The organism is Candidatus Amarolinea dominans, assembly GCA_016719785.1.
Classification (GTDB): Bacteria; Chloroflexota; Anaerolineae; order SSC4; family Amarolineaceae; genus Amarolinea; species Amarolinea dominans.
Window position 1 is genome coordinate 56,970 of sequence record JADJYJ010000004.1, and the last position, 12,375, is coordinate 69,344.

At 58.1% G+C, this 12,375-nt stretch carries 8 protein-coding genes; all 8 read right to left on the reverse strand.

The genetic code is table 11. The features are described from left to right. Positions 1-122: 122 nt before the first annotated feature. The 8 genes from IPM84_06770 to IPM84_06805 all read right to left on the reverse strand — a co-directional run bounded on the left by IPM84_06770 (position 123) and on the right by IPM84_06805 (position 12,335). A complete protein-coding gene (locus IPM84_06770) occupies positions 123-1,355 on the reverse strand; it encodes a hypothetical protein (GenBank protein ID MBK9092469.1) in 1,233 nt (410 codons plus the stop codon). Between the two features lie 251 nt (positions 1,356-1,606). Continuing rightward, positions 1,607-1,918 (reverse strand): hypothetical protein, encoded by a 312-nt coding sequence (locus tag IPM84_06775; protein MBK9092470.1) that lies wholly within the window; start codon positions 1,916-1,918, stop codon positions 1,607-1,609. Between the two features lie 102 nt (positions 1,919-2,020). Continuing rightward, positions 2,021-2,755, reverse strand: coding sequence for a hypothetical protein (locus IPM84_06780; GenBank protein ID MBK9092471.1), 735 nt, complete (start codon positions 2,753-2,755; stop codon positions 2,021-2,023). A 41-nt stretch (positions 2,756-2,796) separates the two neighbouring features. Continuing rightward, entirely contained in the window at positions 2,797-3,063 is a 267-nt protein-coding gene (locus IPM84_06785) for a hypothetical protein (GenBank protein MBK9092472.1), read from the reverse strand. Positions 3,064-3,069: 6 nt separating this feature from the next. Continuing rightward, entirely contained in the window at positions 3,070-3,621 is a 552-nt protein-coding gene (locus IPM84_06790) for a hypothetical protein (GenBank protein ID MBK9092473.1), read from the reverse strand. Positions 3,622-4,207: 586 nt separating this feature from the next. After that, positions 4,208-6,289, reverse strand: coding sequence for an SH3 domain-containing protein (locus tag IPM84_06795; protein ID MBK9092474.1), 2,082 nt, complete (start codon positions 6,287-6,289; stop codon positions 4,208-4,210). Positions 6,290-6,362: 73 nt separating this feature from the next. Further along, positions 6,363-8,513, reverse strand: a complete 2,151-nt coding sequence (locus IPM84_06800) for a protein kinase (GenBank protein ID MBK9092475.1) — start codon at positions 8,511-8,513, stop codon at positions 6,363-6,365. A gap of 15 nt (positions 8,514-8,528) precedes the next feature. After that, positions 8,529-12,335 (reverse strand): SBBP repeat-containing protein, encoded by a 3,807-nt coding sequence (locus IPM84_06805; protein MBK9092476.1) that lies wholly within the window; start codon positions 12,333-12,335, stop codon positions 8,529-8,531. Between the last annotated feature and the right edge of the window lie 40 nt (positions 12,336-12,375).

Here is a 12,375-nt window from a genome sequence, read left to right on the forward strand (position 1 = left end):
TCGTCATGACTGGCTTGAACAGTCTTTTCGTCTGACATGTACAATTCTCCCTATCTGAATCGTACACTAATTTCGACCGCTCAACTGTCTCAGCCTTCATTGGCACAGTGGGTAGGCACAACTCACCAATGCGGTCTGAAGAGCATCAGGGGGGGTGCAGTGTTGAAGGCCGTCTGTATCTGATCACCTTGCAGAGTCAGACTATCTCTTGTTAGATCGACAATGGTAAAGACCATGTCCATGACAGGAGGCTGTGGTGGTGGGTAAGTGCCTGAGATCTCATCGATGGTAATATACAATCTGTTGTCCTCCACGCGATATGTTGCAGGGTACAGATACATACCTGACGCACCGGCCCCCAATCCCCAGCCACTTACCCCGGCTGTTCCATCCGCGCTCAAGTGAATGCCGCCATTGCCACCTCCCCCGACCATCCAGTCACCCTGCACAGTGGTAGGGCTTGGCGTTAACCGTTCGAGGGGCGGCGTTGTCACATCGGTCGCGATTGGTGCATCGATAGCTGGAGCTCGCAGATACTTGAGTAGCACGTTGTCGGTCGTGCCCAGGACAAGTTTGGCGTTCGTCAATAGGACAACCCGGCAGTTTGCTTGTATGTTGGCAAAGGGGTCACCATCCGATCCGTGGGGTGTCTTGTCTGCTGAGACGCTAAGGTCAGGTGGTCCTGGTGGTCCTGCATCGAATTGGCCCTGCCATGTGGACTCAAACCGGTCTTGCATGGAAAGGGTCTCATCCGCGCCGAAGGTGATTTCCGTGGGCGAGTAGGAATCGACGCTACCCGCGATGCCTTCCTGATGATCGGTAACCAGGCATCGCTCCGCTGGTGGCTTGTTCTCACCGCCCATAATTGCTCCCAGCAAATCAAAGACATCGGAGAGTGCACCGCGAATGGTTATCGAGTCATCTTGGTTGCCAAGAGAATCGTGAGATATGGTCCAAGTCCCGGCGAGATTGGCAGGTGTTGGATCAAGATCCTTGTAGGGCTTCAGAGTCAGAGTTATTATCCCGTCACTCAGGGATAGTACGTTGTCCGCGAGGGAGTATTCAACGACATCCAGACGCCCCGTAGAATCTTCGATCTTCAGGTGAGTTGGGTCAGGGAAGGAATACTGCATAGTCCCAGAGTCGGACTCACTGCCGGTTATCTTGAGCTGGCCTTTGCTGAGAAACTCGATCTCGTCGCCAACTGTGGAAGGCAGAGACTGGGCCAATCTCTTGGACACGTCTCCGGCCTGCGCGACTACTTCCCACCTTCCATTCGGCTGGCGCATACTCGTATTTCCGCAGCCTGAGACAATTCCGCCCACGAGGGCCAAAATCATCAGGGTGACGACCATCCCGAGACTGCGCTGGTTTAGCGATGAGCGTGAAGATGCTATCATGAACATGTCCTTTCTACCGTTGATCGTGGGTATGATTAATTCTCGGGGCTGCGCACGTCCCACTTGCGTTGAACGCCTGCGTAGCAGGGGCAACAGCTATGCCGCGAGCTGGACCAATGCCAGCAAGGTTCCCAGGGCAGGACTGTGAGCAGCACCGTGACGGCGCCGGCAACTTATCGGGGGATCATATTCGCAAGTTGGCCAAGCTAGACCTGGTCTTTCGGGCGCATCAACAGCCAAATGACCAGGCCAATCGGGCCAAAAATGAGGACCAATGCTATTGGCATACACCCTGACTGTCCTCGCTGGGCTGCATCCTTGCGAATCCAGAGAATCATCCAGACGTAGACAGCCACAATGGGTATCACAATCAGGCAGATGGCCCCCAAACTGAGTCCCACGCCCAACGTATCACCTCCCTGGGCAAACGCTGGTGAAGCCAGTGCAAGCAGTAAGATGATAACTGCCACGACGATTGGTCCGATCTTGAACCATTGCGAACCAGACTTGCGTTTCATTGTTACTCTCCTTGTGAGTGTTGGTGAAAAGGGTTCCGAGACGGGTAGCTAAAAGAGATGGTGCTCTGCCAGACACATTCTTGGTGTCGACTCGCCACCGGTTCATGCCGCACGCTTACGTAATAGTGACAGCATCCATATCACTGGCGGAATCAACGCGATCAAAATCGCCAGGTCGGGCGCGTTGGTGCCTACGAGACCCTGCCAGACCTCCTGCCAGGCTGCTCGTGTTTGATCCAAGACCCACCAGATGATGAGGCTTTCAATGATCGCCAACATGAGCCCGACCAACGATGCAGAAACTCGCCGCCAGACCACAATAATGATAACCAGCAGGATGATGGCAACGAACCACTTGATTACTTCTGCTTGTGCATTCCACCATGAGCGCATCCTCTGCAGCATGTCTCCAACATCGCCGGTTGGAGTAGGAGAAGGACTGGGCGCGGGTAGGGGAGGCGATGGAGGATCGATCGGCGCGACAGTGGCGGGTGGCGGGTTGGTGCAGTCAGTGTCGTTCCAATCGGCCATAACCCAGCCTGTACCACCGCTCACATCGCCGGCTGCCCTTCGGCTTGTATCGTACCACGTCTTGTCGTTGGCTTGGCGTGGCCCGTCCATGACCATCACGATCCAGTCATTTTCTGGGACGCGAGTATGTGCGCGATAGTTGAGGCCGGGGCCTTCGCGAATGCAGGTGCCAGCCCGCAGCCCGATGAGCTTGCCGCGCTCCCAACCATCGGATTGAGCCTGTGTCATACTCACGGCAACAAGCCAGACTGCGATGCAGATTGCTGGTACGGCAACAAGAGTCTCAATTTGACGTTTTTTGTACATTCGACATCGACCTATCGAGTGCGGCGTGACAACTACGACGATCAGCAGAAGTCAATTCCTCGCGCTACTCGCCGATCCACCCGCGTCGCAGCGACGGGCGATTCTGGTTCCGTAGTGCGAAAGCCTGCCATGTGCTTCTGGTATACATAGTCCAGGTTCTCTGCCCCGTGATGGATAGCGGCGCCGTGGATCGGTATTTCGTCATTACTGTTGTGCGGACCGGTTACCAGTGCGTCGAAGGCGATCTGTTTGCCGGACACCGAGACCTTGTCGCCTGGGCGGAGTAACCTGAATTCAGAATCGTTCATGGGGTGTCACCGTTTCTCCTTCTTCCACTGGTCGAAGACCTCGTCGGCAATCTGCTTGGTCTCCGCTGAGATCTGCCCGCCGAGGTTTCCTGCTCGACGCTGGGCATCATCGCGCAGGTCCATCACCTCCCAGGACGCTACTTCTGCCTGGTGACGTTGCTCAGGGAACAATGCTCCTAACACGGGACTATACTTTGCTTTCGCCGCCTGCAAGGCGCGATCTGCGATCTCAGATTCCTGTCGTGCTCGCAAATAATCTGCCGCCTTCTGCAATTCATCCATGGTGACTAACTCTCCTCTTGAATCAGGGTTTGACCCCAGTGCCACGGCAGGATGGGCATTTCGATCCTGCATCATAACCCCACCCATCGCAATTTGTGCAGCGGGTAGTTCCTCCATGACCATCCGGCATAACGGAATTTGTGCCGCGAGGTCGATTGTTGTGGCACACAGGGCACTCACCATAACCTGTACCGCCACAGCGAGGACACGATTCTCCACTAAGACTTGGCATTTGAGTTGCTCCTTTATGAGCAAACAGGAATCCAGTAATTCCATAACAACCTATGGCGTTCATCGGTGGTCACCATAGCCTGGCCGTCCTTTCTGCTGAATCAACATGCATGCTGTTCCTCCAATCTATCGAACGCATTTGCCTGCCGTAGCACTTCCCAACCGTTCTTCACCTCGGTTGAGTTCTCGTGCTGATTTCCTGGCACGCTTTGACAATCAATCAGCTGACCTCTTCGTCAATTAGATTGCGCCCCAGGACAATGGAATGTGGACCGCACCCGAACTCGAGAATATTCACTCGCGCAGGTTACCTGTACACCCTCCCCACGGTCCGATAGCGCGTCGAGCCGCAGTTCGGGCACTCACGCCCGCCGTTGCTGCCGGGGCAGCGGTGGCAAAATTCCCTGCGACAGCCGTCACACTGGTAGACCTCCATGTGCGAAGCGAGCCAGGCGGTGGGCTTGCTTCCGCAATTCGGGCAACTATGATAGTCAGCCATGAGTAACCTCCATCTGGATATTGGTGGCGCCATGGCGAGGTGCGTTGTGAGCGTCCGCGACCTGCGCCATCGCGTTAGCATTATACACCCAATACTCTCTCACAGGTCTTCCAACCTTCTGTCAAAACCCTGTCAACTTTGCGCAACATTCACGGATTGCACGGCTGTTATGACTTGACATCCAGTGTCTGTCAACGACATGTCACCTGGTAAAAATCCACCAGGATGCGAATCTTCGCCCAATCGGGATATTTCACCCTCGAATTTGGGACTGCGAATGTTGGTCCCTTTCAGCCAAATGGTGTAGGTGTCCACCGTGAGCGCGGTGATGCTGTAGCCGCCGCCAGCATCTACGCCAAATTCCCGCACGTAACGATTCGTCGCCGGCGGGCCTTCGATGCGGACAAGCGCGCCGCGGGGGCCAAACTGCTTCCCTTGCAGGTTATAGACCAGGCCGGCAACCTCGGCGCAGCAGCCCTTGTGCTCTTCGTAGTGACGCACCCGCGGCTCGAAACACAAGGCGGCGGCGGGGCGCGACGTTGGTGTGGGAGTGGGCAGCGTCGGTTTGTCAGCCCACCCGACCGGCGGCGACTGATCGGCCCCGTCCGTATGCTGTAGTTCGATGAGCGGCTCAAAGACGGTGTTGTCATCCCGGTCATCGTTGCGCGCATTGGCAATGAAATAGATGACATCGCCGGGCTGCGCGTTGATGCTGACATCGAAGCGGGTACCGGTCGTATCGGAGCCGTTCAGATCAACCTGCCAAACCGTTGTTTCCTTATGCACGATGCGCAGATTGACCCCGTTGCCGCCGCGGCCATCCTTGTACGCGCGCCCGGAAATGCGCAGCGATCCCTCATACGGTGAAACCCACTCACGCGCCACATCGTGCGCCCGGCTCGGATACATACCATTGTCGGAGATGCGCATCCGTGGATCGTAGCGCGCGTCACAGCACCACCGCCACCAGGAACCCCCATCCCACGGCATTTGTTTGAACTTCAGGCTGCCCGCAGATTCCGAGATCAGATAGTACCAGGAGCGATAGCCCTGCTCCGGCGAGAAATCTTGCAGCGCTTGCGCCACCTGCACGCTCTTCAAAAGAGGCGGCGTCGCCTGCACGGGCACGGCCGTGAATGGATAAGATGAGGTCAGGAATTCGGTGCTGACCCAACCGCGGCGCGCCGCATCAACCTGGATCGCGACCCATGCGGCGTCTTCGGTGCGACCGGTAATCGTCACCGTGGTGTTGGCCTCAAGGCGGCCGAGAACAAGGTAACCGGGTCCGGGTCCAGCCCGCACGCGCAGGACTGTCGTGTTGGCAACTACGGCCAGATGAGGACCAGGGAACGGCGTAGGCGTGGGCGTCGGCATCGGCGTCGGTTGGCACGAGGCAAGATGGGCGTCGGCCTCCGGACGATTCAGGTCAATGATGCGCGCAGCAACAAACTGCGCCTGACCGTCCTGCAGATTCTGCTGCGCGCACAGGGCACCGCCATGAGCGATATGCGCATCGTACAGCTTCGTTTTGAGATCGGCGTAATCAGGTTGGGCTGCATAGATCGGCTGCCAGGCCGCGATGGCGCCGGCGTAGTTCTGAGCATTCCAGGCTGCCTGGCCGACCAGATAATCTTGGGCAGCCTGACTTCCCCGGCGCCCGGCGGAGGATGCCGTATCCTCTTCCAGGACGCAATCCCACCATCCCTGTGCCGCGGAAACATCCGCGGCGCCTTCTGCGGCCTGCGCCAGGTTCGTACACGCGGTGATGCGCAGACTCTTGACCGCCGTCGGTTCGAAGTTGGCATCACGCAGGCGAATGTCGGCGATCAGCCCCAACGCCTTTTCAGGGTCCCCGGCCGTCAAGGCGGACTGCGCCGCCTGCCACTGCTCGACCACGGCCGCCTGCGCGACCGCGCGTTGGCTCTCGTCCCGTTGTTTCAGCAGGAGAAGCGTTCCCGCCGCGCCGGCAACGATGAGCAAGAGGGCAACCAGGCCGATCAGCATGGGCAAGCGATTCGATCGGCCCCGCGCCGGCGCCGGGGGTACCGCCTTCTGGTCGCCATTACCGGTCGTGGCGCGCGTGGCGCTCGCCTCCGCGCCACACTGGATACAGTACTTCTGCCCCGGCTTCAGACTGGCGCCGCACTGTGGGCAGAGGACCACTGCTGCCTGCGACGTTCCACACACGTTGCAGAAGCTTGCCTGATCAGGCAAAGGGGCGGAACAGTTTTGACATTGCATAAGCGTCCTCGTGGGCGGGGGTAAGTCAACGTTGTCTTCTTGTGCCCTATTGTTCAGGCGTCTCGACTGGTTCTTTCGTCTGCGTCGCCTCCGGTGTATTGGTCGGCTCCTCTGGCGTGTTCGTTGGTGGTTCCGGCGTGTTGGTTGGCGGACGCAGTGTCGGTGTTTTAGTGGCCGGGCGCCGCGTCGGTGTCCGGGTTGGGGTTGGGGTCAGCGGGTAACGCGTGGCCGTGGCAATCACGGTTGGGGGTGCAGAAACAGAGGCGCCGGGCACCCAGCCCTGGGCACCGTTCGTAGCGCAGCACACCTCGTACCAGATGCGTTGTCCGGTCTTGGTCCGTTCAAATGCACTGGAGATAACCCGCAGCGCACTGCCGCCTGTCGCTTTGCCCACGACAGGGAAATTGCTGCCCGGCCCGGCGCGCAGGTCAAGCACAGAAGGCGTCACGACAACCACCGGGGTAAGAGGCGCCTTAGTCGGCGTAGGCGTCAGCGTGGGCAGTGGGGGTTTGGTTGGGGTGTTCGTAATAACCGCAGGCATATTCGTTATCCGTGGCGCGGAGGTTGCATCGTCAGGAGGCGTAGTGATTGGCTCGGACGGTGTCTTCGGCTGCGTACCCTCGACCAGACCGCTGGCCAAGTCGGCTGGGGTCTTGGCATCCTTATACACACCGCCGCTCTTTTTTGCCACGCAACTCAACTGTGTGCGCGCTTGGTCGTCCAGGTTGAGGCCGATCACATTGACGGTAAAATTGAGACCCTGCGCCTGCAGGGCTTCGATTTCCTGGCAGGGATCAATGCCGCAGGTTTCCTTGCCATCGCTGATCAACACCAGGCGATTATCCCGCTCTGGCGCCATGATAAAGTCAGCCGCTGCCTGCCTCAGCGCCAATCCAATCGGGCTCATGCCTTGCGCCTGCATCGAGCCAAGCCAATCGGCAATGCGTTCCCCTTGTCCACGAACCACGGGAGCAATCAGTTCAACATCCTGGCAGCTGGCCCTAGTGTCGGCAAAGGGAATGCGATGACCGTAGACGCGCAGGCCGAGATTGGTGTCTATCGGCTGCTGGAGCATGTGTTCGCCCAAGTCCTCTTTGGCCATGTCTAACTTGGTGCGTTCACCCAGCGGTTCCTGCATGGAGCCAGAGGCATCCAAGACATACTCAATGAAAAGGTTGCTGCCGCCGGTGCGCGCCGGTATTTGGGTAACCAAAGGAGGGAGGGTTGCGTCTGGCGGCTGTGTGACGTTGCCCATGATGGCCGGCGTGGGTGTTGGGCTGGCACCTGGCCGCGACTGAAGCGCTGCCCAGGTCACCAACAGCACCACCAGCGCGCCGATGGCAACCAACGCCGCCGGCAGCAGGCGTGATCTACCTGTATGCACGGCTGTGGCTTCACCACCCAGGGCGGCCATCAGATCACGGACGAATTTTTCGGCGCTGATCGGACGTTGCGCGGGGTCCTTCGCCAGCGCCTGCAGCAGGAGGGTGGCCGCCGTAGAGGATAAGCCGGGATTGATCTGGCGCGGGTCAGGCGGCGCCGCCGAAGCATGTTGCGCGGCGATAGCAGCCGGTATGGCCGCTGTAAAAGGCAAACGGCCAACCACGATTTGATACAGCATGACGCCGAAGGCATAGATGTCGGTGGCTGCGGTGATCGGCTGACCGTTGACTTGCTCTGGTGCACTGTAGGCCGGCGTGCCCAAGAAGCCAGATTGCGAGTGCGTGGTCTGCTCCAGGGCACGCGCAATGCCAAAGTCTGTCAGTACGGCGCCGCGGCCGGGCACCATCAGGATATTGCCCGGCTTGACATCGCGGTGAATGATACCGCGCTGATGTGCATAATCGAGCGCGGCGCCGATGCCGACCAACGCCTTCAGCGCGGTGACAGGCGTTTGCCGCGGGCCACGCAACCATTCATGCAGCGTGACGCCCTCCAGGAGTTCCATGGCGATATAGGGTATGCCCTGCGCGTCGCCGACTTCGTAGATGGTGATAATGTTCGGATGGTTCAGCCCGGCCGCCAGCCGCGCCTCGCGTTGGAAACGATCGGCCGTTTCGCTGTCCACAAGGGACCCATGGGGTGTCTTGAGTGCCACGCGGCGTTGCAGGGCGGGATCGAAAGCCCGGTAGACAATGGCAAAACCGCCGCGCCCGAGTTCGGCCTCGATCTGATACTTACTGATTGTTGCTGGCATGGTCATGCTTCCTCCTCAGTTGAGCGGGACGGGTGGCTTGTCAGAATCGCTTGGTTCGGTCTCTACCGCCGAGGCTGCGCCCCACACGATGTGCAGACGGTAGGCTTGATCGCTGCGTCCCGCATAAGGGTACACACGGATATAGTAGCGCCCGGCTGTGATGACCTTGACGATCCGTTCTGCGACAATGCCGGTGTTGCGCGATTCGGCAATGGGAGTGCCCCCCGTGGACGCATAAAGGAGCAAATCGTAGTCAGTGCCGGCGGGCAAATTGTTCAAGTCGAGAGTCAACGTCGCCCCTGCCGATAGTTCGATGTAGTAAAAATCATCAGGATCACCAGTACACAAGGCGGCTTCCATGGTCTGACCGTTGGCCAGGGGACCCGTGGCTGTACCTAACGTGTTGTTCGGCTCATAGCGCTGACAAGGTTGCGGGTCCGGCGGCGCCGCGATGACCACATAATGCGGTCCGCGCATGGCCCATTGACCGTCCGTAGACCGCCGCGCGTACAGGTACAGGCGATGGGTGCCATAGCTCAGATTGCCCACGTTCCAGACCAGTCGCCAACCCGAAGGCGTGAAGCGGGCATTGCCATAGCGCGTGCCAATGTCAGGGCGACTCAGGCCGTATTCAGCCTGTCCCAGGAACGTTCCCGTCCCATATGGGCCATCCAAGTAGAGGTGGACCGTGTTCACCCCCGTGCCAGTCCGACTGTTGCGGTCAATCGCATACCCCGAGATGGTCACCGAGCCTGATACGGCGGCGCCGTCCTGTGGCGTTTCGATTGGTGCGATTACATTGGGCGCATAGGTAGGGGTGGGCGTCACCGTTGGCGTGCGCGTCGGTGGGCCGGCCACCGTGATGTTATGCGGGCCAAACAGCGACCAGCGATTATCGGTGGTGCGGTGCGCGTAGAGGTAGAGGCTGTGGGCACCAGGAGTAACGCCCGTAGTATTCCAGGCTAGTTGCCAGCCCGAGGGAGTGAAGCGCTGGTCATGGTAGTAGTTGCCGACATCAGGTCGGCTCAGCCCGTACTGCGCCGCGCCGATGATATGACCGGTGCCGTAGGGGCCGTCCAGGTAGATATGCACCTGATCAATGCCGGTGCCAGTGCCACTGTTGAGATCAATGGCATAACCGAATATCGTAATGCTGCCGGTCACGGTGCTATTGCGGGGAGGACGATCGATTGGCGCAATCACCCGCGGGGCAGTTGGTGGATTCGTGCCCCCCACTGCTAGCTTGACCACGAAAGCATCACTGCCGCCGTTGTAGGTCGTGTCGAAGCTACCCGGCGTGGTGGGAAAGTTAGTCGAATCGGTACGACCTGTGAAATAGGCGGAACCCGCGGTATCCACGGCAACTCCTAGCGCCTGATCGCTGCTGGAGCCGCCGAAAAAGGATCCGAAAGTCAACCCGCTCCCGTCCGGCTTGAACTTAACCATGAAGCTGTCCTCACCTCCATTGTAACTGAGATCAAAGCCGTTGACCGTAGTGGGAAAGTCTGAGGACGAGGTACGCCCGACCACGTAAGCTGCGCCGGATGCGTCGGCCGTGATCACGCACTCCCGATGAATCCCGGATGTTTCACAGTCTGAGCCGCTCCCACCCAAATAAGTGCTGTAAACCAGAGCATGCCCGGCGGGACTGATCTTTGCGACAAATCCATCCCACAACCCGCCCAGGTTGCTGTCATAAGCGCCACTAGCGATGGTGAAGTTACGTGAACTTGTCTGACCAGCCACGTACGCAGCACCGGATACGTCTATCGCGACGGCCTGCCCTTGATCGTCCTCTGTTCCACCCAGAAGTCCGCTGTAGACCAGATTGTTGCCAGAGCCACTAAGCTTGGTGACAAATACATCTTTGTCACCAGCAAAAGTGGTATTAAATGCCCCGACCGTGATAGGAAAATTGGTGGAATTCGTCCAACCCACTACGTAAGCATTGCCGTGACCGTCAACGGCGACGCCATTTGCATAATCCTCGTTGGTATCACCGAGAAACGTACTATACGCCAGGGCGCCGCCGTTCGGATTGATCTTTGCTACAAATGCGTCACTATAGGGCGAGCCACCGTTCCAGGTCGTGTCAAAAGCCCCAGGCGTGGTAGGAAAATTAGACGATACTGTATAGCCAGCCAAGTAGGCTGCGCCAACTCCGTCAATCGCCAACCCAATGGCTTCGTCGGTTGCGGTGCCGCCCAAATAGGTGCTGTAGAGCAGTGCAGTGCCGGTGGTGTTGAGCTTGACCACAACTACATCGGTGTTCCCATTGTAGGCGGTATCGAGAGCACCCGGTGTCGTGGGAAAATTGATCGAGGAGGATGAACCCGTTAAGTAGATCGCCCCACCCGCATCTACCGAGAGTGCATAAGCTCGATCATCGCCGCTGCCACCGATGAAGGTACTAAACGCCAGCCCATTGCCTGTTGTCTGCAACTTGGCCACAAAAATGTCCCGACCCCCGTTGGAACTCCTATCGAATGCCCCAGGTGTGGTAGGGAGGTTGCTCGAGCCGGTCTCTCCAGCAACATAGGCGATGCCCCCGCCACCGGCAATGATGGCATGTCCAGCATCCACACCACTGCCACCCAAGAACGTGCCATAGGCTGCCGTCGCCACAGACGTGATCGTATCCGCGCAAAAGCCCCAACGCGTGACACTATAGTCTGTCGTTAGCCGCACTTTCACAACTCGACCGGGCACGGGGTCGCTCCACAAACCGCTGGGATAATCACCCGTGACGGATTGGATGATGTTGCCGTTCTGATCGAGAACACGAACCTGGTCACAACAGCTTTCGGTCTCCACGCGCGAGAAATGAACGCGTGACCCGGAGGCATGGATATCAGGATTGGTTATCGTCCATGTGTAGTCAAAGTGATTGGCGTAAGGATGCTGTGACTCGGCTAAGCAAGTAAGCGAAACCGTGACACTGCCAATTAGGCTCTCATTCTGCCGGCGCTCAGGTGCTTTGTCCGATGGCTCGACTGGCTTGAACATCACAGTGTTGCCTTCAACCTGAGCTTGGACTGATGTACGGTCTTTGATCAACACCACAGCCGGACCGTATACTCTGCCGAAAGCCACATCCATGATCAAGTGGCCCGAGTCATCAACGGAGAGATTCTCGGCTCCTTCGATCTGCAAACGAACCTGATCGAGACTTCCTTTGTCTTCTGCTACTAACCGCCACACTCCTTCGTTGTTTCGCTCAAGCAACTCCAGATCAACACCAGGATATAGACCCAAATAGCGGACACCTGCCCACGCAGGTACGTCTGCATGCCAGTCATTCGGATCGTTACCAACGAAGTAGGACACTTGCGTATCCAGGCGGTCGAAAGGTTCCAGGCGTGGATGTTGATTTGCGCCAGCGAAACTCACTCTGATGTTGTTTCCCGCCCGAGTTGTCTCTGCGCTTGGTGAATTTGAAAACTGAGGCGTGGGCCTTGGCTCCCCATGCTCTTCTTCGGTACTGCGAGACTCTAGCAGAGTCAACCATACAGCATTGTCGGTCAACCATACGGTCCCGTTGCCGCCCCGGAGCTGGAAGTGCGCGTCATTAGCCCACTGACCCACGTTCTCGATGAACATGACGTCCGTGTTGCGCGTCGCAATTGAGCCTTCCGGTATCGTGGCTTCCTCCGCATAACGATTGCCTGCCTGTAAGTTGGGAGCCATAGATGAAGTATCAAGCGTCGGGTTCGTGTCTGCCAGAGTTGTGCGGTTGGCATTGGACAATCCGGGAAAGGTCAAGGCAATCAAGAGAATAGTGGTGCCGATGAAGATCAGCAGACGAGGAGATGGTGTAGACATGATATTCCTCCTTCACACACGAATCTTGAATGAACACTTG